At 68.1% G+C, this 21,296-nt stretch carries 19 protein-coding genes and 2 pseudogenes; 9 read left to right on the top strand and 12 right to left on the bottom strand.

Going from position 1 to position 21,296, the window contains the following annotated elements:
• Window positions 1-104: 104 nt before the first annotated feature.
• Window positions 105-1,028: a hypothetical protein gene (locus ABZS64_RS23175; protein WP_355832715.1), complete on the bottom strand. Its 924-nt coding sequence runs from the start codon at window positions 1,026-1,028 to the stop codon at window positions 105-107.
• 308 nt (window positions 1,029-1,336) lie between these two features.
• Between ABZS64_RS23175 and ABZS64_RS23170 the strand changes: the two are divergent.
• A pseudogene (locus tag ABZS64_RS23170) lies at window positions 1,337-2,730 on the top strand (M1 family metallopeptidase).
• Window positions 2,731-2,826: 96 nt separating this feature from the next.
• Here the strand turns inward: ABZS64_RS23170 and ABZS64_RS23165 are convergent.
• Window positions 2,827-2,946 (bottom strand): annotated as a pseudogene (locus tag ABZS64_RS23165) (sugar dehydrogenase); the annotation flags it as partial.
• 392 nt (window positions 2,947-3,338) lie between these two features.
• On the opposite strand from ABZS64_RS23165, the gene ABZS64_RS23160 reads away from it, so the two are divergent.
• The 3 genes from ABZS64_RS23160 to ABZS64_RS23150 all read left to right on the top strand — a co-directional run bounded on the left by ABZS64_RS23160 (window position 3,339) and on the right by ABZS64_RS23150 (window position 5,172).
• Window positions 3,339-3,695, top strand: a complete 357-nt coding sequence (locus ABZS64_RS23160; RefSeq protein WP_355832783.1) for a hypothetical protein — start codon at window positions 3,339-3,341, stop codon at window positions 3,693-3,695.
• A 281-nt stretch (window positions 3,696-3,976) separates the two neighbouring features.
• A complete protein-coding gene (locus ABZS64_RS23155) occupies window positions 3,977-4,489 on the top strand; it encodes a potassium channel family protein (RefSeq protein WP_355832713.1) in 513 nt (170 codons plus the stop codon).
• A gap of 449 nt (window positions 4,490-4,938) precedes the next feature.
• The gene (locus ABZS64_RS23150) at window positions 4,939-5,172 is read left to right on the top strand and encodes a hypothetical protein (protein WP_355832710.1); all 234 of its coding nucleotides are present in this window, start codon (window positions 4,939-4,941) and stop codon (window positions 5,170-5,172) included.
• A 15-nt stretch (window positions 5,173-5,187) separates the two neighbouring features.
• On the opposite strand, the gene ABZS64_RS23145 is transcribed toward ABZS64_RS23150, so the two are convergent.
• The 3 genes from ABZS64_RS23145 to ABZS64_RS23135 form a co-directional block, all read right to left on the bottom strand.
• Window positions 5,188-7,008: a glycoside hydrolase family 15 protein gene (locus tag ABZS64_RS23145; RefSeq protein WP_355832707.1), complete on the bottom strand. Its 1,821-nt coding sequence runs from the start codon at window positions 7,006-7,008 to the stop codon at window positions 5,188-5,190.
• A 62-nt stretch (window positions 7,009-7,070) separates the two neighbouring features.
• On the bottom strand, window positions 7,071-7,343 hold the full coding sequence (locus ABZS64_RS23140; protein WP_355832704.1) for an SHOCT domain-containing protein: 273 nt from the start codon (window positions 7,341-7,343) through the stop codon (window positions 7,071-7,073).
• A 42-nt stretch (window positions 7,344-7,385) separates the two neighbouring features.
• Window positions 7,386-7,838, bottom strand: coding sequence for a DUF6325 family protein (locus tag ABZS64_RS23135; RefSeq protein ID WP_355832701.1), 453 nt, complete (start codon window positions 7,836-7,838; stop codon window positions 7,386-7,388).
• Window positions 7,839-8,117: 279 nt separating this feature from the next.
• On the opposite strand from ABZS64_RS23135, the gene ABZS64_RS23130 reads away from it, so the two are divergent.
• The 3 genes from ABZS64_RS23130 to ABZS64_RS23120 all read left to right on the top strand — a co-directional run bounded on the left by ABZS64_RS23130 (window position 8,118) and on the right by ABZS64_RS23120 (window position 11,481).
• Window positions 8,118-8,759 carry a GAP family protein gene (locus ABZS64_RS23130; protein ID WP_355832698.1) on the top strand — a complete coding sequence of 214 codons (642 nt, stop codon included), beginning with the start codon at window positions 8,118-8,120 and terminating at the stop codon, window positions 8,757-8,759.
• Between the two features lie 129 nt (window positions 8,760-8,888).
• Complete coding sequence (locus ABZS64_RS23125; RefSeq protein WP_355832695.1) at window positions 8,889-10,310, top strand: DUF2252 domain-containing protein; 1,422 nt, start codon at window positions 8,889-8,891, stop codon at window positions 10,308-10,310.
• Between the two features lie 181 nt (window positions 10,311-10,491).
• Window positions 10,492-11,481: a YhjD/YihY/BrkB family envelope integrity protein gene (locus ABZS64_RS23120; RefSeq protein ID WP_355832693.1), complete on the top strand. Its 990-nt coding sequence runs from the start codon at window positions 10,492-10,494 to the stop codon at window positions 11,479-11,481.
• 39 nt (window positions 11,482-11,520) lie between these two features.
• On the opposite strand, the gene ABZS64_RS23115 is transcribed toward ABZS64_RS23120, so the two are convergent.
• Window positions 11,521-12,711, bottom strand: a complete 1,191-nt coding sequence (locus ABZS64_RS23115; protein ID WP_355832690.1) for a damage-control phosphatase ARMT1 family protein — start codon at window positions 12,709-12,711, stop codon at window positions 11,521-11,523.
• Between the two features lie 160 nt (window positions 12,712-12,871).
• Window positions 12,872-13,090 carry a hypothetical protein gene (locus ABZS64_RS23110; protein WP_355832687.1) on the bottom strand — a complete coding sequence of 73 codons (219 nt, stop codon included), beginning with the start codon at window positions 13,088-13,090 and terminating at the stop codon, window positions 12,872-12,874.
• Between the two features lie 166 nt (window positions 13,091-13,256).
• Between ABZS64_RS23110 and ABZS64_RS23105 the strand changes: the two genes are divergently transcribed.
• Complete coding sequence (locus ABZS64_RS23105; RefSeq protein WP_355832684.1) at window positions 13,257-13,691, top strand: pentapeptide repeat-containing protein; 435 nt, start codon at window positions 13,257-13,259, stop codon at window positions 13,689-13,691.
• 117 nt (window positions 13,692-13,808) lie between these two features.
• Here ABZS64_RS23105 and ABZS64_RS23100 read toward each other — a convergent pair whose 3' ends face one another.
• Window positions 13,809-14,489 carry a class I SAM-dependent methyltransferase gene (locus ABZS64_RS23100; protein WP_355832681.1) on the bottom strand — a complete coding sequence of 227 codons (681 nt, stop codon included), beginning with the start codon at window positions 14,487-14,489 and terminating at the stop codon, window positions 13,809-13,811.
• Between the two features lie 99 nt (window positions 14,490-14,588).
• Here ABZS64_RS23100 and ABZS64_RS23095 point away from each other — a divergent pair, with 99 nt between their 5' ends.
• Window positions 14,589-15,800, top strand: coding sequence for an aminotransferase class V-fold PLP-dependent enzyme (locus tag ABZS64_RS23095; RefSeq protein WP_355832678.1), 1,212 nt, complete (start codon window positions 14,589-14,591; stop codon window positions 15,798-15,800).
• 7 nt (window positions 15,801-15,807) lie between these two features.
• Here the strand turns inward: ABZS64_RS23095 and ABZS64_RS23090 are convergent, their stop codons facing one another.
• The 4 genes from ABZS64_RS23090 to ABZS64_RS23075 form a co-directional block, all read right to left on the bottom strand.
• The gene (locus ABZS64_RS23090) at window positions 15,808-17,622 is read right to left on the bottom strand and encodes a sulfatase (protein ID WP_355832675.1); all 1,815 of its coding nucleotides are present in this window, start codon (window positions 17,620-17,622) and stop codon (window positions 15,808-15,810) included.
• A 305-nt stretch (window positions 17,623-17,927) separates the two neighbouring features.
• Window positions 17,928-19,019 carry a substrate-binding domain-containing protein gene (locus tag ABZS64_RS23085; protein WP_355832672.1) on the bottom strand — a complete coding sequence of 364 codons (1,092 nt, stop codon included), beginning with the start codon at window positions 19,017-19,019 and terminating at the stop codon, window positions 17,928-17,930.
• A gap of 210 nt (window positions 19,020-19,229) precedes the next feature.
• The gene (locus tag ABZS64_RS23080; protein WP_355832669.1) at window positions 19,230-20,378 is read right to left on the bottom strand and encodes a serine hydrolase domain-containing protein; all 1,149 of its coding nucleotides are present in this window, start codon (window positions 20,376-20,378) and stop codon (window positions 19,230-19,232) included.
• Between the two features lie 87 nt (window positions 20,379-20,465).
• Window positions 20,466-21,284: an SDR family oxidoreductase gene (locus ABZS64_RS23075; protein WP_355832666.1), complete on the bottom strand. Its 819-nt coding sequence runs from the start codon at window positions 21,282-21,284 to the stop codon at window positions 20,466-20,468.
• Window positions 21,285-21,296 lie beyond the last annotated feature (12 nt).

Raw genomic sequence — 21,296 nt, 5'->3', positions numbered from 1 at the left:
TCTTACACCGTCAAGGAGATTTGATCATGCGTCAGAGACGGTCACTGGTTGCGCACATGAAGGGCACTCATAAGTAACGGCATTCCGGGAAGAGCCGCTCGAGATCACTCGACTCTGCTTTCAATGCCCCTTCGTGGCTCCGGCACGGAAGGCGACCCAGCACCACGGTTCAAGCGTCGCAGCCATCCCGCCCATCCGGCCCATCCCCCGTCCGGCAGTCCATCCTCATTCTCCGGCGGACGAGTTCGGAAGCGTCCGTGAAGCAGCCCCAGGACGATCGCGGCGCCGATCGCGATCAGGTGTTCACGAGCTGCCAGATTGGGTTTCACGACAGACTCCAGCACCATCGAGCCACCGGTGAAGGCGAACAGAACAGGCGCCCGCCGGGTCACCGCGATATAGCTGAACAGGCCCACCACCGCGGCGGACGGCCCCGTGTCGAGCACCTGCCCGATCTCGGGCGGCAGCCCCAGCCCCCACCAGCCAGGGCCGAGCGCGATCATCACCCGCACGCTGAGCGTCCCGGCAAGAGTCGTGGCGTACGCGACCACCAGCGTCCGGGTACGGCCCAGAGACAGTTCGGCAAGCGCGAACGCCAGAAAAAGCTGCGTAATACCTGCCCACACCGGCAGGTCGAGTGCGGGAACAAACAGGGACACAGGGGTACGCAACAGGGCAAGTGGCAGCGGCAAGTCAGCACGCACCTCGCCGAGCAGGCGCACCACGACCGCACCGCTTGGCGTCGTGTGAATCGCGTGGAAGAAGATCACACCGAACGTGGCCAGGAATGCCAACGAGAGTCCGCCCAACCCCCGGCGCAAGAGCCCTTGCAAAGGCTCAACGATGACGCCATGCAACTCGCCCAGCACCGTGCGCCCGACGAAGCGCGCGAACCAGCTCAGCGCAGAGCGCGATCGGCCGAGGACGCCGCCACGCGCCGCGCCCGGCCCGTCGTCGCCGACGGCCTCGCCTCCCCCGGTCTGGCCCCTCTCAAGAACGTCATGACGAACACCGGCCCCACGGGACATCTGCCGATCAACCCCCCTCGCGCTCAAGGCGCCGAGCAATCGTGCCCATCAGCGCATCGGTGTGCCCACGCACCTCCAGATCGTGCACCAGTCAGGGCGATGCCTGCACATGGGGTCCTGCACGAGACATGGAAGGCGTCGGCTCCACACTGCCCTGACCCCAACGCGATGCGGCTGGGTTGGACTTGACCTGTTCAAGGGAGTTCTGGGGCGGAGGAGACCCATAAGCTGGGCCGAATTGATCACCACCGAGCCCAGAGGAGCCCCCTGTGACGCCACCCCCCAAGCAGCCCGCCAGGCGCCGAGCCATCCATCGGCGCGACGCACTTGTCGCGGCAGGCCTCCCCGTCGCCGTCGTGGCGCTGCTTGCCTCGGCAGCCGGGCCTGCGGCGGCGGCCGGCACGGCGGGCACATCGGGTGTGGGGGACCCGTACTTCGCCCTCGCGGGTAACGGCGGCTACGACGTACGCCACTACGACCTCACCCTCGGATACGACCCGAAGACCCGGCACCTCGACGGTCGGGCGGTCATCACGGCACGGGCGACTCAGCGGCTGACCCGCTTCGACCTCGACCTGAAGGGGCTGAAGGTCACGGGCATCACGGTGAACCACGCCAAGGCGGCGTTCCGCCGCGATGGACAGGAACTCGTGGTCACCCCGAAGAACCCCCTGCGCAAGGGGCAGAGGTTCCACACCACCGTCACCTACGCGGGCACTCCCGGGCCGGCCACCGACCCCGACGGCTCGCTGGACGGGTGGATCCCCACCGACGACGGGGCGTTCGTAGCCGGGGAGCCGCAGGGCGCCATGACGTGGTTCCCCGCCAACACCACCCGAAGGACAAGGCCTCGTACGACTTCGCGGTCACCGTCCCCGAGGGACGCACTGCTGTCGCCAACGGTGTCTTCCGCGGGCAGAAGACCGCCCACGGACGCACCACGTTCCGCTGGCGCCAGTCCGAGCCGATGGCCGCCTACCTCGCCACGGCGACGATTGGCACGTTCAGGGTCGAGCAGTACACCGCCCCGGGCGGCATCCAGGTCTTCAACGCCGTCGACCCCCGCGAGGCGGCCGCATCCGCACCCGTCCTCAAGAAGCTGCCGTCGGTCCTGGCGTGGGAGAGCAAGCTCTTCGGCCCCTATCCCTTCAAGGGCGCGGGAGCCATTGTCGACCGCGCCCCGCAGGCCGGATACGCGCTGGAGACCCAGGCACGGCCGGTGTACGACCGGGCGCCGGACCTCAGCACCCTGGTCCACGAGAGCGCGCACCAGTGGTTCGGGGACTCCGTCTCCCTCACCACCTGGAAGGACATCTGGCTCAACGAGGGTTTCGCGACGTACGCCGAGTGGCTCTACGAAGAGCAGCACGGCGGCAGCAGCGCGCAGAAGACCTTCGACTCCCTGTACGCCAGCCCGGCGACCAATGACCTGTGGTCGTTCCCGCCCGCCAACCCCGGCAGCGGGGCGCACATCTTCGACACGCCCGTCTACTCGCGCGGCGCCATGGCCCTGCACAAGCTGCGTACGGCGGTCGGCGACAAGACGTTCTTCCGGATCCTGCGCACGTGGGCGACCGAGCACCGTAACGGGCACGGAACCACGGCTCAGTTCATCCGCCTGTCGGAGCAGCAGTCCGGCAAGGACCTCCACCCGTTGTTCCACACCTGGATCGGCACGAAGGGCAAGCCGTCCAAGCCGTAGATCGTTTCCTTCGGCCGCGGGGAATCCCGCAGGGCGCCCCGCGGCCGGGCGACGACTTCCAGCAGGTGGGTCAGCCGCCGGTGGCGAAGCCGGGGGGCCCAGTCCGATGGCGGTCGCCTTTCCGATACCGGAATTGGCGCCGGTGACAAGCGCCTTCCGGCCCTTCAGCAGGTTCGCGGGAATCACGCCCTGTGCTGCGCCCGCGGTGGGATTCACGGTGGTGTGCCTCCTCGGTGCGTGGCCCCGGGTCCGCAGGCCGCAGCACCCGTCGAGCCGGTTCGCCTCGGAATCACCGGCCGGCGGGCGCGGCACACTCGCGCGGCCCCCGTTTGGCCGTTGGGCGGATCTCCTTCGCCCTGTCGGCCCCCGTCCAGAGGTCGGACGAGCCGGTCCGCGATGTGGTCGGCCGTCGGAGTCGCGGTCGGCCGGGCTCCCCGCGTGCGGGCAATGCCCGGGGGGTGGACGCTGGAATTAACCCGATCGGCCGTGCGAGCCACCTCGGCTCGTCGGCCGTCCTAGTCGAAGGAACGCACATGAGCACTCATGCAGGCGTCCGACAAGACGGCTCGGCGGACAGCCCCCACACGGGCGGCTTCGCCAGTGGATGGATGATGTTCGCCGCCGTCCTGATGATCTTCGGCGGGGTCATGACGATCTTCGAGGGCATCGCCGCCATCGCCAAGGACGACGTGTTCGTCGCGACCCGTAACTACTGGGCCCAGTTCAACCTGACCGGCTGGGGCTGGATCCACCTGATCCTGGGCATCATCCTCGTGCTCGCGGGACTCGCCCTGTTCAAGGGAGCCATCTGGGCGCGGGTCATCGGTGTCGCAGTGGCCGGCCTGGCCATGATCGCGAACTTCATGTGGCTGCCGCACTACCCCTTCTGGGCTCTCGTGCTCATCGCCATCGACCTCTTCATCATCTGGGCTCTCTGCACCGCCCCACGGCGTGCGCAGACCTGATCCCCTACGGACCGTCACCGGACAGGGCCTAGGACCCGGTGCCTGCCTCGAGCAACGGACTGCGATCCGGCTGTTTTCCGGTCGCGCGATTCACGCGGACCGCTTCTCCTGTACTAGCGGCGGACAGCTCTGCCGCTCGCGGCCCCAAGGGACCAGACGCAGGAGCGCTTCATGGCAGCCCACTCATCCGAGCCGGATCCCTCGGGCAACATCTTCCGGTCCCCAGGGCCGTGACAGCGAAGGGCGACGGCACCCTCAGCCGCCGAGAACGGCGCCGGCTGTTGCTCGTTCCGCTGCTGCGGTCGACGGTCTGCGTTGCTCTGCTCACCGCCTTGTACTACCTGCTTCCCCTGGACCGAAGGCTCGACATCGGTACGACGCTGATACTGATCGGCGGCTTGCTGGTGTTCGGTGTGCTGGTCGCCTGGCAGGTGGTCGCCATCACCGCTTCCAAGCATCCCCGGCTGCGTGCCCTTGAGGCGTTGGCTACGGCTGTGCCCGTGTTCCTGTTGCTGTTCTCCGCGGCGTACTTCCTCATCGCACGGGAGCAAACATCGTCCTTCAACGAACCGTTGAATCGTACCGACGCGCTGTATTTCACGGTCACGGTGTTCGCCACCGTCGGCTTCGGCGACATCGTGCCCACCTCGGAATCAGCCCGTGTGGTGACCACCGTGCAGATGATCATGGACCTGATCCTGGTGGGCGTGATCGCCAAGGTCATCTTCGGAGCGGTTCAGATCGGGCTGGAAAGGCGCCAGTCCGCCTCAGGCTCCACCGAGCGTGAACCATGACCGGCCGCAGTCGTGCCCTGAAGGGAACGAATCCATGACGGAGCCGAGCGCTTGACCAGCGGCATCCGCCAGCGGGACGCAGCCGCAGGAGGCCGACCTGCTGAGGGACATCCTGCGCAGCCCCGGCTACCTCAAGGCGCTCGTGTTCTGCGCCCTGATCGGCGTTCCGGTCTCCCTCGCGGCTTTCTGGTTCCTCGCCGGACTGCATGAACTCGAACAGCTGCTGTGGACGGATCTCCCACAGGCACTGGACTGGGACACCCCGCCATGGTGGTGGCCTCTGCCGCTCCTCCTGGTCGCCGGAGTCGTCGTGGCACTGGTCGTCACCCATCTGCCCGGCGCGGGCGGCCACATCCCGGCGTCCGGTCTGCACGCCACGGGTGTGTCGACGATCGCGCTGCCCGGAGTGATCATCGCGGCGACGGCGAGCCTTCGCCATGGCCGGGGGCATGGCGGCAGTCGCGACCAGCGCCCTGCGGCTGCCGGTCAGCAGCGTGGTTCTCGTGGTCCTGCTGCTCGGAAACGCCGAGACGATTCCCGTGGTGATCCTGTCAGCCGTGGTCGCTTTCGTGACGACCGAACTGCTGCCCGTTGGGCCGTCCGTCCCGTCGGCCGAGCCGCAGCGCCAAGAGGGAGACGGGGGTGGCCAGAAGGGCGGCGGGGGCGCGGCAGCTAAGGCCTGACACCCGTCGATGGCCTCAGCGTTCCTGTTCCCGGTTGAGGGCGTCGTCGAGAGTGGCGGCGGCCAGGATGAGGGAGAGATGGGTGAACGCCTGAGGGAAATTGCCGAGTTGCTCACCGCTCGGGCCGATCTCCTCGGCGAACAGGCCCACATGGTTGGCGTACGTGTGCATCTTCTCGAATGCGTAGCGCGCCTGAGTGGTCCGGCCGGCCATGGCGAGCGCGTCGACGTAGAGGAACGTGCAGAGGCTGAACGTACCCTCCGAGCCGCGCAGACCGTCCGGGGAAGCCATCGGATCGTAGCGGTAGACAAGGCTGTCCGAGACGAGCTTGCGGTCCATCGCGTCGAGTGTGGACAGCCACCCGGGGCTCCTGGCGGCCAGGAACCGGACCCGTGGAATCAGCAGCAGAGAGGCATCCAGCACGTCGCCGTCGTAGTGCTGCACGAGTGCCTGTTCCGTGTCGCTCCAGCCCCGTTCCATCACCTGTTCAAGGATGGCGTCACGTGCAGCGGTCCAGCGGGCGGTGTCTGCCGGCCGGCTGAACTCCTGTGCCAGACGCAGTCCGCGGTCGAAGGCGACCCAGCACATCACCCTGCTGTAGGTGAAGTCCTTGCGGCCGCCGCGGGTTTCCCAGATGCCCTCGTCCGGGCGGTCCCAGGAGTCGGCGAGCCAGTCGAGCGTCGAGGCGAGCCCTTTCCAGCCGTGGTATCCGGTCTGGACTCCCACCTCACGGCCCTCGGCCAGGGCGTAGAGCGCCTCGCCGTAGATGTCGAGCTGCAGCTGGTCCATTGCGGCATTCCCGGCCCGCACCGGGGACGAGCCGCGGTATCCCTCGAAGTGATCGAGTATCTCCTCCGGGATGTCGGGATCTCCGTCGACCCGGTACATGATCTGCAGACGCTCGCCGGGAGCGTCGGCGCGGTCGCGTATCCGGTCGCCGAGCCAGCGCGTGAACCGGGCTGCCTCGTCGACGAATCCGAGGTCCAGGAGCGCCCGTACCGACAACGAACCGTCGCGGACCCAGGTGTACCGGTAGTCCCAGTTTCGCTCGCCCCCGACCTGCTCGGGAAGTCCCATGCTCGCCGCCGCGACCGGAGCGCCCGTGGGTGCATACGTGAGCAGCTTCAGGGTGATGGCAGAGCGGTTCACCATGTCCGACCAGCGGCCGCTGTACCGGGAACTGCGCAGCCAGTTCTGCCAGAACTCACCCACGGCGAGTTGCTGTTCCGTGAGTCCCTCCACCGTGATGGGGGCGGGCCGCTCACCGTCCGGGTCACAGACAGTGAACGCGGCGGCAGCCGACTCGCCCGCGTCGAGTACGACCTCGCCCAGGACGTCCAACTCGTCACGTTCCAGAGGGAAGGTGGTCTGGAGGTAGCCGGTCTGCGCCGGCGCCCGGAATGCCGCTGCCTCCGGGCGCAGTTCGAGTTCATGAGTGGCCCGCCCGTAGTCGAACCGCGGTCTGCACTCCAGAGAGAACCGCACACGGCCGCGTACGGACCGCACCACCCGCACCAGCGTGTGCCGGTCTGTTGGCGTGAGTACCAGGTCCGGCGGCATGAAGTCGATGACCTCACCGACACCCTCGGGCGACATGAACCGGGTCACCAGGACTGCCGTGTCCGGGGAATAGAGCTGTTTGCAGACCGAATTGGCGTCGTCCGGAGCGAGGAGGAAGTATCCGCCGCGGTCATGGTCGAGCAGGGCGGCGAAAACACTTGGAGAATCGAATCGGGGAGCCGCGAACCAGTTGATGACGCCTTGGGAGGAGACCAGAGCGGCAGTCTGCAGGTCACCGATCAGACCATGATCGGCAACGGGAGGATATCGGTCCATGGACAGCTCCGATCGAGCCCCCCCCCACTACACCTGTCCTGTCGGCGAACCGGGGAGTTCACTCAGGAGCCGAGGATCTTGCTCTTCTGAGCCTCGAACTCGGCTTCAGTGAGGACGCCCTGCGCCTTGAGATCTCCGAGATCCTTCAATTGGGAAATCTTGCTCTCCATCGAGGGTGCAGGTGCGGCCGGGGGCGCAGGCGGGGCCTGCTGCTCTGCGGGGGCCTCCTGTTCGGCCCATCGGCCGGCCTGCCGTCGTGACACACGATTGGAGACCGCGGTCGCCGTGCCGGCGACGACGGCGGTGCGGGCGACCCCGCGGAGTAGACCGGGCATGTGCTGTGTCCTTGTCTCGCGAGCAGCCGCTGATGGGCTGCCTCAGGAATCGGACGGGGTCTCAGCGGCTTCGAGCGAGGCCAGGATGGCCTGAACCGGAATCCGTCCGCTGGCTACCAACTGGGCGCCGCCGCGCCGCAGAGCCGCCGCAAGGGGCGCGGCCCACAGGTTCTCGTACACAACGATCCCCGCGGAGCTGTTGGGCTCGAGAACGGCGGCTGCGTCCTGAAGATCGTCCTGACCGAGCAGTCCCGAGGAGGCACCCTCGAAAACGGTCAGGTCGAGTTCGCCGTCGCCGTCGATGTCGGTGATTTCCAGTCCGGTGACCGAGCCGTCCCGTTCCTTTCTGACGAAGCTGAGGTCGAGAATCCGGATAATCCCCCGCTCGACCAGGTCGACGAGCAGGGGCAGCCCCTCGCCGGTCATTCGGTTGCCAGGAAACTCGACGACGAGATAGTCGACAGGACCCATTTCGTAGAATTCGTCGGTGCTCATATGGGCTCCTCCCATAGTGCGGCTCGACGGACGGGGCTCATCCGCGGAGGAAGCCTTCCGAACTGTCTGGCGGCTTTCACCCCACCGGAACCATTGCATCACCGCACGGAACTCCATGCACCTCGGGTCGGGCCCCCTGTCCGGGCGAGAGCGGCCACGGGGGTCGTCCCAATGGGCGACCAGGTTTCGCCATTCCTTCGAGTTCGTGTCTCGCTGGATTCGGCAGACGCATACACGCGTTCTCCGAAGAACCGCCCCTGCGGGAGTGAGTACGCGGAGATGACTCTCGACCTCATCCTCATCGGCCTGGCGATCACCCTCGAACCGTTTCCGGTCATGGCATTCATCCTGGTGCTGTCCGCGGACAAGGGCGTACGCAAGGGCCTCGCCTTCATTCTCGCCTGGCTCGCGTGCCTGGTTCTGGTGATCGCCTGTGTTCTGCTCTTCACCGGCGGAACGCCGCCCAAGCCGAACACCGCCCCCTCAACGTTGTCCTATGCCGTGAAACTCGCCATCGGCGTCGGGCTGATCCTCTACGGGGTGCACAGACGCCGCAAGACGGCCCGGCCCCGACGGGACCCCGAATCGACGGCGAAGCGGCACAACGTCTCGCCGTGGTCGGCGGCCGGCCTGGCGGTCCTGCTCCAGCCCTGGGGGCTCGTCGCCGCGGGGGCCGCGACCGTGATGAAGGCGGACATGTCCCACGCCGCCTCGTGGCTGACGCTGATGCTGTACTGCATCCTGGCCACCGCCAGCCTGCTGACGATGGAGCTGTACGCGACCTTCTGGCCGGACGCGGCCGGGGCCAAACTCACCGCATTGCGCGCCTGGATGACGGGCCACCAAGATCAGGCCATCGTCTCTCTGTCCCTTCTGCTGGGCTTCTGGCTGGTCGGCCGGAACATCTACGAACTCGTCTGAACAGCCCGCGCGCACCCGGGCGGGGCCGGGGTGCCGTCCGACCGGATGTGGGGTTTGCTGGAAATGAGCCGTGCCGGCCGCAGGCCGTCCGCGAGGGCGCCGTGGACGCGCCGGCTCAGGAGGTACGAAATGAACCGGAAACCGGTGACGGCAACGCAGCAGGCGCAGCTGTCCCCCCAGGACCGTGCAGCCCGGGGCAAGGCGGCGCGGGCGCGGGCGTCCCGGTCCGCCCATGCCGAATTCACGCCCTCCCGGCATCGGCCGGACCCGGTGGACATCATCGAGAAACAGTCCGCGACGCGGGTGCACGAACTCGTCCCGATCCGCTACGGGCGGATGTCCGAATCCCCCTTCCGCTTCTACCGGGGCGCCGCCGCGATCATGGCGAGTGACCTGGCCACGACCATCGACTCGGGCCTGCGCGCCCAGCTGTGCGGCGACGCCCACATGCTGAACTTCCGCCTGCTGGCCTCTCCCGAGCGGCAACTGCTGTTCGACATCAACGACTTCGACGAGACGCTGCCGGGACCCTGGGAATGGGACGTGAAGCGGCTGGCGACCAGCCTCGTCATCGCAGGCCGGGAGAACGGCTACACCGATGCGCAACGCAGCGTGATCGTCCGCTCCGCCGTGCGGTCGTACCGCGAAGAGATGCGCCGTTTCGCCGGGATGCGCACCCTCGACGTCTGGTACGCACGCACGGACGCCGATCAGTTGGCAGCTCTGGCGTCCGGGCGGTTGCACAAGAAGGGTCGCGAGCAGCTGTCACGTTCCTTTGCCAAGGCGCGCACCCGTGACAGCCTCCAGGCTTTCGGGAAGCTCACCCGCATCGTCGACGGGGAGCGCCGGATCGCCCCTGCTCCGCCCGTCATCACACCACTCGGCGATCTTCTGCCGGACGTGGAACGGGCCGCGCTCGAGGACACCATCCGGACTCTGATCCAGCAGTACCGGAAGAGCCTCCAGACGGACCGGCGGCACCTGATCCAGGAGTTCACTCCGGTGGACATGGCGCGCAAGGTGGTGGGCGTCGGCAGCGTCGGCACCCGCTGCTGGATCATCCTGATGCTCGGCCGGGACGGAGAGGACCCATTGTTCCTCCAGGCAAAGGAGGCCGACACCTCCGTGCTGGCTCCGCACGTCGGGAAGAGCGAGTTCGCCTCGCAGGGCGAGCGGGTCGTGGCCGGGCAGCGGCTGATGCAGGCCGCCAGCGACATCTTCCTCGGCTGGCAACGCGTGCAGGGAATCGACGGCCGCGAGCGGGACTTCTACGTACGCCAGTTGCGGGACTGGAAATTCGTCGCCGAACCGTCGTTGATGGTGCCCCAGGGCATGGGGCTGTTCGGCGAGCAGTGCGGAGCCACGCTCGCCCGTGCCCACGCGAGGTCGGGCGACCGCATCGCCATCGCCGCCTACCTGGGCAGCGGCGATGTCTTCGACCGCGCTGTGACGAGCTTCGCCGAGAGCTACGCCGACCAGAACGAGCGCGACCACCAGGCTCTCCTCGACGCGGTCAAGGACGGACGGGTCAGCGCACAGAAGGAGGGCTGACGGCAGGCGGCCAGTCAGGCGAGTCCACCCACCCCGAAATCAACGCGAGGCCGGCGAACACCGAGCGCAGAGGAGGCGAGAATGGCGCCGACAGAGCGGGCGACCCGCTCGCCGGAGCTCGACGAGGCGTCGCGGACTTCCGGCGCGCTTCCCCGGACCAGCGTGCGACCACGGCCCCGCGATGCGGCGCCACAGCGCTGACGGGTCCCGGCCGGACACGAAAGGCCGGGCGGCGTACCGCACGGATGCCCCCCAGGAGCATCGGCCCGTCTTCACCATGGCGCGGTGGCGGGCGTGGTCCAAGGCGCTGGGCGCCCGACTGCGACTGCGGCTCACTGAGGCGGAGAGGCAATTCCCCGTCATCACACGCCTCGTTACGCGGATGCACGCCGTCAACATCCTGGACGCTGCGACGCGTCTGGCAGCTCAGTCCTTCCTCACCGCGATCCCTCTGCTGTTCGTGGTCGCCTCGTGGGCCCCGAGCAGCGTGAGGAACCAGCTCGTGAGCTCCGTACGTACGGTCTTCGGCCTCACCGGAGCCGCGAACGCACAGCTGGAGCAGATTTTCCAGGAACACGCCGGTACCGCGCGCGACACCATTGGCACGGTGGGCGCAGTCATGGTGCTCATCTCCGCGACAGCCATCAGCCGGGCTGTGCAAAGGCTCTGCCGACGTGCCTGGGTGCTGCCGAAAACAGGCTCCAAGCCGGCCATCTGGCGATGGCTGGCCTGGATCGCCGCCTGGCTGCTCGTCGTCCTGGTGCAAGGGCCCCTGCACGACGGCTTCGGCGTAGGGCTGTGGCTGGGTCTGCCGGTGACCACGATCAGCCTCACCGTCCTCTGGTGGTGGACCCAGCACCTGCTGCTGGGCGGTACGGTCCGCTGGTTGCCGCTGCTGCCCGGCGCGTTTCTCACGGCGGTGGCGCTGACGGCCCTGTCGATCAGCGCGCGGTTCTACATGCCGCGCGCGCTCAACCGCAGCATGGAGGAATACGGATCGGTGGGATCGGTGTTCACCATGCTCTCGTGGCTGATCGTGGTCTGCGCCGCGGGCGCCGTCGCCATCACGGTCGGCGCGGTCCTTGCGCAGGAGCCATGGCCGGCTCGCTACCTCGGGCCTCTCGTGCCTCCTGCCGCGAGCACCGGTGGCGACGACAGGGCCGCCGCATGACCGAGCGCACGCCGACGGAGATGACGGCGAGGCGCAAGCTCATGTCCTGACTTGGACGAGTGCATGGGTGCCGCTGGTCCGCCAGGCACTGCCTGTCGCTTCCAGCTCCGTCAGGGTGTGCGGGGCGAGACCGGTGATGACATCCGACTTCAATGTCCTCAGCGCAGTGACGGGTCCGGGGAAGTACGCGGTGACTTCCGAGAAGGGGATGGTGGCAGGCCAGTGGCGGTCGCCGACGAGTCGGCGGTAGTTCAGGTCGCCCTTCATGATGGTCACGGTGGCGGAGGCGAAGTCCTCCCGGAGCTCGGCCGGCATGTCCTGGTACGGGAATGGGGCGCACGCGAAGGGATGAGTGCGCAGGAGGAGTCGTCCCCCGGTCACAGCCTGGCGCAGCCGCTTACCGATCTCCGCGCCTCGTCCGGAAGCCGCGGTCATACGGGCAAGACAGTCGAGCACGTCAGAAGTGGTGGCGTCGGAGACGTAGTACGGATATGGCTTGATAAGCAGGCTCACTGACGAGGCCCGGTCCGTGGCGAGCAGATGGTCGGCCAGAACCAGATCGGGCAGCAACTCCGGCCCTGCGTTGTCGGCCACCAGGCACACGCTGCCGGGCCGCTGGCCTGCCAGCAGGTCCCAGAGCACCGCCGTGTCGTCCACAACGAGCCCTCTCACCCGCTCGCCCAGGCCGGAGTCACCGGTGGACAGCTGGAAACCGAGGTCGGCCCTGTTCCCCCACAGTGACGCGTGCAGAAGCGTGGTGTCCTGTTGAGCCGCCGGAAGGCGGGGGATCTCGTCGAGGGCGGCGAGCTCGGAATCGACGGTCTCGCCCATGAGCTCGGCGCGCTTGAACGGTGCGAATGGGTCGATGCCCTGCCACGGTCCTGGAGCGAAGTAGTCGAGCGCGGCCAGCAGTTTCCGGTAGAAGTAGCTCTCCGCCCAGAGGAACGGCACGTCTGCCCAGGAACGGCCGATGTTCTCCTCGGCCCACCGCCGCCACTCATCTGCATCCGGTTCGGTGTCGTCGAGAGGCTCGATGACACCTCCCTCGGCGATCTCGCGCAGCAGGGCGTCGAGAGCGCGCTGCTGTTCCACTGGATAGGCGGTCGCCTGGCGTACGCGCTCGATCAGCGCCGGGTGCCGGTCATGGAGCACGCCCCAGGCGAAGGAGCCGACGACGTTGCTGAGCACGACGGGGGCGTGGCCCGCATCGGCCGGAGTTGACTGCGACATTTCTCGGTGGACTCCCTCGACAGACACCTCGGACGGTCCGGACCGTGCGGACGGACACGCGAGCGGCCTCACCGTACGACGTGGTCGGCCAGCGGGTTGACCTCACATCCGAATCACTACGGCGAACAGGGGAAGGTGGTCCAGCGGTAAGCCGGAGACATCACGGCGACGACTCGTTCCACACGTCCGGGCCGCCGCCCCGCCACTCGATCAGGTCGGGATCATCGATCGCAGTGTCCGCCTCAGGCAGTTCCGCGCGGCGCAAGAACTCCAGCAGGTCGAACAGGTTGTACGCACTGCCCACCTGCTCGCCACGGATCGTTACCCGCCTGCCGCCGTCCGGCGACAACGGGTGAACGACCACCGGTGCTCCATCCATGATCCCAGCGTCCGTCCGGACGGCCCTGGACGCATCCGGAAACCGCCGAGTAGCCGTATGAAAGCGGGGCGCCCGGACCAGCCAGGACCTGAGTGAACGGCTGGCGGACGGAGAACTGTCGGATATCCGGGCGACGGCCACCGACCCGGCTGACACGCTGGCGCACATGACCACGCCACTGACTGCGAGACAGCGAATTGCCGCACTTCACAGCTATGCGGCCGTGAACGGTGAGGATTTCACCGGCCAGAAGCTTGCTTCCGCTCGCACGTCGCGGCTGCGGTTCACCCGCTGCTCGTTCATCGGGGCCGATCTGCGCCACGCCACCCTGGACGGGTGCTGGTTCAAGTTCTGCGACCTTGGCGGCGCAGACCTGCGCGGCGCTTCGCTGCGCGAGGTCAGCCTGGCCGGATGCGATCTGCGGGGTGCTGACCTGCGCGACACCGATCTGACCGACGCCAGGTTCGGAAGCGTGAACACCGGCATGCCCCCGCTCGGGCTGACCGACGTCACCGGTGCCCGGTTCGAGGGAGCGTCCCTGCGCAATGTTCAAGCGGAAGGCGTCATCGGGTGGCCACCCCGGCATGGCGGGAACGAGTAGGGCCGGCCTGGCCGCGACGATCACAACCCGGCCGGCGCGGCGGCTCGACGGAACACATCGCCGCGGCCGACGCGGCCGTCGCGCCCGGAGGTGGTCCCGGGCCGTGACCGGGACGCTTCAGGACTTCGTGCCGGCGGCCGGCTTGCGGGCGATCAGGTAGGCGCGGCGGGTCTGGGCCTCGGTCCCGTCGGACGGCAGGCGCTCGACGTTCGCCTCCACCGGCAGCCCGGCGTGCTCAAGCCGGCTGCGGATGTCAGCCGGGTCAAGGAAGTGGAAGTCCAGCGAGACCGGCTGCCCGAGCAGTTCGTCGAGGTGGGCCACGCCGCCATCGGTCTCGATGTCCGGCGGGGGGCTGATGTGGAAGGCGAGCAGGAGCAGGCCGCCCGGTGCCAGTACGCGATGGAACTCGGCGAACGCGCGCGGGAGTTCCTCGGCGGTGAGGTGGATGATCGAGTAGAACGCCGTGATCCCGCCCCAGGCGCTGTCATCGGCATCCAGCGCCAGCATCGAGCCCACCTGGAACGTCACTTCGGGTGTGAGTTCCCGGGCCAGCTCGACCATCCGCGGCGACAGATCGACGCCGAGCGTACGCAGGCCGAGTTCATGCAAGTAGCGGGTTACGTGTCCGGGGCCGCAACCGACATCCGCGACAGGGAGCTTGTCGGGCACCTGCTCGGCCAGGCAGCCGAGCAGCGCGCGGTCCAGCGGCTTGTCGCGCAGCTCCTCGAAGAACTGGGTCGCGTACGCCTCGGCCACGCGGTCGTAGCCGGCGCGTGTGGCCTCGCCCGGTACTCCCATACGTCAGAACCCCCATAGCGTGAACGAGTGGATCATTCGCCGCCGCCAGGCTACTCATGAACCACGATCGCAATCACAACCGCCGAGGAGCTGGAGCCGATGGTGCAGATCGATGTCGAGCGGGTGCGTCAGGACACAGCGGGGTGCGCGCATGTCACGCACCTGAACAACGCCGGAGCTGCTCTGCCGCCGAGGTCCGTGGTTGACGCGGTGGTGGACCACCTGCGGCTGGAGGAGGAGATCGGGGGCTACGAGGCCGCGGCTGCTCAGGCCGGCCCCATCGAGCACACCTATGACGCACTGGCCCGCCTGGTGGGTGCGGCCCGGGAGGACATCGCGGTGGTGGAGAACGCCACGCGCGCGTGGGACATGGCCTTCTATTCGCTTCCCTGGGCCCCGGGCGACCGGATCCTGACGGCTCGCGCCGAGTACGCCAGTAACGCCATCGCCTTCCTGCAGACCGCCCGGCACCATGGCGTCCAGGTCGATGTCGTGCCCGACGACGACAGCGGCCAGCTCGATGTCGCCGCGTTGCGGGAGATGATCGACGAACGAGTCAAGCTGATCGCCATCACTCATGTGCCCACGCAGGGCGGTCTGGTCAATCCCGCGGCCGAGATCGGCAAGGCAGCCCGGGAAGCCGGGGTGACCTATCTTCTGGACGCCTGCCAGTCCGTCGGGCAGATGCCCCTGGACGTGAACGAGATCGGCTGCGACCTGCTCACCGCGACCGGCCGCAAGTTCCTGCGCGCCCCACGCGGCACTGGCTTCCTGTACTGCTCCCCACGTATCCGTGCGGGTTTGGAGCCACCGTTCCTCGACCTGCACGCGGCGACCTGGACCTCACCGGACACCTACCAAGTCCGGGACGACGCCCGCCGGTTCGAGAACTGGGAAACGTACTACGCCGGCAAGATCGGCCTCGGCGTCGCCGTCGACTACGCCATCGACCTGGGTCTGGACGCCATCCAGGATCGTGTCACCCTTCTCGCCGACACCCTGCGCACGCGCCTGCGCTCCCTGCCACGAGTGCATGTCCACGACCGTGGATCCCGGCAGTGCGGCATCGTGACCTTCACCGTCGACGGCCACGACAGCCACCGCATCGCCCGGGAACTCCAGTCGAACAGGATCAACGTGTCGGTCTCGGTCGCGGACTACGCACGCTGGGACCTCGAACCACGGGGCCTGACCTCCGTGGTCCGCGCCTCCGTGCACTACTACAACACCGAAGACGAGATCGACCGGCTGTGCGCCGCACTCCCCCGCCCCCAGGCATCCCCCGGCAGCGGCACGGGCACCACCCCCTGACCTTCGGTTACCGCTTCGGCGGGGACGGGGCGGGGCCGGGCTGCGGGCCGTACGCGGTCAGGAAGCGGTCGCGGAAGGTGTCCATCTTCCAGACCGGGCCCTTCGGGGCGGGCTTCAGGCCGTCCTGCCAGCCCCAGCCGGATATTCGGTCCAGTACGGCCGGGTCGTGGGCGACGAGCGCGATCGGCACGTCCCGGCTGGCGTGGTTGCCTGAGACCTTCGATACGGGCTGGTGGTCGCCGAGGAACACGAGCACGGTGTTCTTGTTCCCGTACTTCTCCACGTAGGAGATGAGGCTCTTCAGCGAGTACTGGATGGACTTGGCGTACTCGGCGCGCACCTCGTCGCTGTCCCGCCACACGTCCACCGGGTCCTTGCCCGCCTTCTCGATGGCGTTGTAGACGGAACCGTCACCGACCTCGTCCCATCCGAGTGTCTTGGGGAGCGGTGCCCAGGGGTTGTGGCTGGAGGTCAGGATGATCTCCGACATCAGCGGCTTGTCGTGCTTCTTGCCGTGCTCCAGGCGCTCGAAGGCCTTCAGGGCGTACTGGTCGGGCATGGTCGACCAGCTGAACTCCGGGCCCTTGTACCCGAGTTCCCGGGAGTCGTAGACCTGGTCGAAGCCGTAGAACCTGCCCTCCGGCCAGCTCTTGGTGACGCCCGGCATGATGCCGACCGTCCGCCAGGCGCCCGTCTTGCGGAAGGCGCTGGTGAGGGTCAGATGGTCGCCTGTGGTGATGGTTCGGTAGCGCTGCTGGTTCTCGATCCACAGGCCCGACGCGAAGGTGGAGTGGGCCAGCCAGCTGCCGCCGCCGTACGTCGGTGAGGTGAGCCAGCCGCTCCGCGCGGAGTACCCGGCCGCGCGCAGCCGCTTGGTCCCGTCCGCGAGTGCGGCGTCGACCTGCGGTGCCATCGAAGGGTCCTCGACCGCGCTGCGGCCGTAGCTCTCGATGAAGGTGAAGATGACGTCTTTGCCGCGCAGTCCGGTCAGCAGCTGGTCGGGCGGGGTGTCGCCGAAGGAGTCGACGGCGGCCTCCTTGGCGAACGCGCGCTCGTCCTTCAGGGTCGCCTTCACCACGGCCATACGGTTCTGCATGAGCGCGGTCGTGTTCCTGGAGGCGACCGGCGCGCCCCCGAGCTGCAGGCCGAGCGCCGTGCAGGTGATCCAGGCGGTCCCGAGTACCAGAGTCGTACGGGTCGCCACGGCGATGTGCCGGGCCATGAGGTTGCTGAGCCGGACGACTGCCAGCGTGATGAGGACGAGGAGGGCGAGGACGAGGACCACGACCCCGATGACGACACCGATCGCGCCCGCCCGGCCGATCGAGTCCTGGAGGAACGACTCGCCGTCGTCGAGCAGGATCCAGTCGAGCACCAGGTTGAACCCCCGGCCGAAGACCTCGTGGAAGCCCATGTCGAGGAAGTTCAGGAGGGTCAGCAGGCCGAGGACCACCCCGGCGGTCACCGCCGCGACCCGCTTCGCCTTCGGCGGCAGGAGAAGCAGTACGGCGGCGCCGAATATCCCCTCCACCGGTATGCGTACGAAGGTGCTGGGCGTGAGACGCGCGGCGTCCTGCGGCATGAGGAGGGCGAAGAGCACGAGCGCGGCGGCCAGGGCGGTGGTCGTCCACGCCACGGCGCGCGCCGCGGCGGGGTACTTGCCCCGCCAGCCGCCGCCCGCGACGGCCTCGTCCGGGACGCCACTGGAGGCATCACCTGCGGTGGCGTCCTGACCCTCGGGGGTGTCGTCCTGCGTCAGGTCCTGCCCTGCGGCCGCCTTGTCCGTATGCGGCAGCTGACGAGCGCGCGTGAAGAGCGACAACCCGAGAGTCCTTCCCTGCGAAGCCCGTGGTGGCACGGCGAACCAGGCCCGAGAGGCTGGGGCCGCGGCTATCTGTACGGCTTGCGGGCAGCTTCCGTTCAACGACCAGGGCCGCCCCCGCGAGAATCCCACGCTCACGGGGGTGAACTGGTCGGCGGGGTGGGCTTGTAGGCAGGGCACCGCGGCCGGTCAAGGACGTTGCCCCGCGACGCGCGAGAGGGGAATCGCGCGTGGGGCGAGGGGTGCGAACCTGGGCATAACACCCCGAACCCCGCAGGGATCACCTCCCTGCGGGGCCGGCGGTGCTACTTCAGGCCGACTTGGCCGCAGGCCACCTTGTACTTCGGGGTGCAGATGTCCTGGACGGTGTAGACGCCGTCCTTGACCACCGTGTCCTCGATGTTGTCCTTGGTCAGCGAGATGACCGGGACCAGCACGGCGGGGATGGACTTGTCGGTCGGGCTGTCGACATCCGTCTGGGCCATGCCGAGCTCCATGCCCCTGGCGAGCAGAATGGCCATCTCGGCGGCTGCAGCAGCCTCCGGCGCGTACGGCTTGTACACGCTGGCGTACTGATCACCCGCGACGATCCGCTGTACGGCGGCGAGCTCGGCGTCCTGGCCGGTGACCGGCGGGATCGGGAAGATGCCCGCGGACTTCAGGGCGGTGATGATGCCTCCCGCCATGCCGTCATTCGCGGAGTAGACGCCGATGATCTTGTCGTTGCCGATCGACTCGATCGCCCCCTCCATGTTGGCGGTGGCGTTCTCCGGCTTCCACTCCTTGGTGTCGTACTCCTCGCCGATGTTCACCTTGCCGTCGAGCTCCTTGTGCGCGCCCTTCTTGAACATGGCGGCGTTCGGGTCGGTGACGGCACCGTTCATCATCACGATCTTCCCGCCCTTGGCCTTGGAGCCAAGAGCCGCGAGCAGTGCCTTGCCCTGGACGTGACCGACCTCTTCGTTGTCGAAGGAGGTGTACGCGTCGATCGGGCCCTCGGCCAGACGGTCGAAGGCGACGACCGGGATGTCCGCGTCCTTCGCCTTCTTGATCGCGCCCGCGATGGCCTTGGAGTCCACCGCGTCCACTATCAGCACATCGACCTTGTCGGCGATCATCTTGTCGACCTGCTGGTTCTGCAGCGTCGCGTCCTGCTTCGCATTGGCATAGACGACCGTGCCCTTGTTGTTCGTCAGCTGCCCGATCTTCTCCTTGATCACCGGCAGGTCGAACTTCTCGTAGCGAGCAGCCTCGTTCTCCGGAAGGAGAAGACCGACGGTGATGTCGTCGCTTATCCTCACGCCCGATCCCTGGTCACTGCCGCAGGCGGCGAGCGAGAGGGTCATCGCGGAAGCGGCGGCGACAGCAACGGCGGAACGACGCAGAAGTGCGTTCATCTGTGGAACTCAACCTCCCTGACCGGCCGCGTCACTGCGGCCGAGGTGGCTGGAAGTCAACTCCACCCCCATAAATGCGTCAAGAAGTACAATCTTAACGAGATTGCAACGGCGCCTTTTCGTTAGCTAAGTGAAGGCAAGCGTGCCCGCTTACCGCTCGCAGCCGTACCGGGCGAGCGTGGTGCGGTCTCCCTGGCCACAGCGCCCGGCTCAGGCGTCGGCCGCGTACCGCCAGAAGTCCCGCATCAGAGCGGGTGGGGTCGGTCCGGTCATTTCCAGCTGGCTGAGCACGACGGTGACCGCGCCGGTGGACGGGGTGATGTGCGCTGCCGTTCCGGTGCCGCCGACCCAGCCGTAGCGTCCCGGCACGTTCCAGGGGTCGATGGCGGCGACGTCGACCGAGCCGCCGAAGCCCCAGCCCTGGCCCTCGAGGAACAGCGTGCTCGCGTCGCGCTGGGCAGGGGTCAGATGGTCGGTGGTCATCTGCCGCACCGATTCGGGCGACAGCAGTCGGCGGTCGTCGACGGTCCCGTCGGCGAGCAGCATCCGGGCGAAGGCGTACCAGTCGTCGACGGTCGAGACAAGACCGCCGGCGCCGGACGGGAACACGGGGAGGCTGCTCCACTGCCCGTCAGGGGCGTCGACCAGCTCGAGACCGCCCGCCGGGTCGGCTCGGTAGTAGCTGGTGAACCGGTCGAGCTTGCCGGCCGGTACCTCGAATGCGGTGTCGACCATGCCCAGCGGCTCGAACAGCCGCTCCGCCAGGAACTCTTGCAGGGGGCGACCCGAGACCCTGGCGATCAGCACGCCCTGGATGTCGGAGCAGGTGTTGTACAGCCAGGCGTCGCCCGGCTGGTGCACCAGTGGAATGCGGGACAGCGCCTCCATCCACTCGTCCGGCGGCACGACGCGCTGCGGCTGCGGCGGTCCTTGCAGCAGCTCGCTGAACAGGGCTCGGATGACCGGCAGTGAGAAGTCGGACGGGAAGCCGTATCCGGCCCGGGAGGTGAGCAGATCGAACACGGTGATCGGCCCGGCCGCGGGCACCACGTCGTCGGCGCGACCGCCGGGCGTGCGGACGACGGCCGGTTTGGCCAGCTCAGGAAGCCATGGGTCGACCGGGCTGTCCAGTGTGATCCTGCCGTCGTCGACCAGCATCATGACCGCCGCGGCGATGACGGGTTTGGTGATCGAGGCGATACGGAAGATCGAATCCCTGGCCATCGGGGCGGTGCCTTCGACGTCGACAGAGCCGACGGCCTGCACGTCGACCCGGTCGCCGCGGGCCACCAGGCCCACCGCTCCCGGCAACGATCCATTGCTGACGTGCGCCTGAAGGGTGTCGCGCAGTTTGGTCATCGGTCCACCTTCTCGAGTGTGCGGTTGGAAGGAAGACTCCCCACGCGGCGCAGATTCATCGCGATGGCGCCGTCGAATCCGACCGGATCAGCTTCCGCCGGAGCGCGGTTCGATACGGAAGTTGAACGCGACGGTCCCAGGATCAAGCGCCGTCGCCCCGCCGTCCACGGTGAGCACCGCGCCGTTGACGAAGGACGCCGCGGGTGAGAGCAACCAGGCGATCGCCTCGGCAACCTCGTGCGGCTCGCCGGGGCGACCCGCGGGAAGCAGGCGGGTCGCCTCCTCGTAGGCTGCATCGGTGCCGCCCTCGCCCAGCTCCGCCTCTTCGGCGAATCGCGCCATGCGCCGGTCAGCCATCTCGGTGCGCACCCAGCTGGGGCACACGGTATTGGCGCGTAGCCCCTCGTGCCCGTAGTCGACGGCGAGCGAACGGCACAGCTGGAGCAGGGCCGCCTTGGACGTTGCGTACGCGGCGTTGGCCGACCCGTTGCGCAGTGCGGCCACCGAGGCGACCGCGACGACCGAGCCCCGGGCCTTCAGCAGGTGCGGGAGCGCGGTGCGCAGGAGCATGAAGGGGCCGGTGAGGTTGGTCCGCATGACGGTCTCCCAGTCCTCGACAGACATGTCGCCGACTGCTCCTCCGCGTCCCACGCCTGCGTTGAGTACGACTCCGTCCAGTCGGCCGTAGGCGGCCACGGCCGCCTCCACGAGACCACGGACGGCGTCGGGGTCACCGATGTCGGACGGGTGGGCCAGGACCCCGGTCTCCTTCGCGAGGCGCTCCAGCGGCCCTGGCCGGCGTCCCGATACGACGACGTGGTGCCCGGCCTCGCGCAGGAGACGGGCTGTGGCGGCGCCAATTCCCGTACCCCCACCGGTGACGAGGACAACTCGCTTGTCCACCATGGTTGTTGGCCC

It is taken from the genome of Streptomyces sp. NPDC005408 (genome assembly GCF_040606445.1).
In the GTDB taxonomy this organism is placed as follows: Bacteria; Actinomycetota; Actinomycetes; order Streptomycetales; family Streptomycetaceae; genus Streptomyces.
Note: the sequence above shows the minus strand (reverse complement) of the source record. Positions and strands in the feature narration are given on the sequence as shown.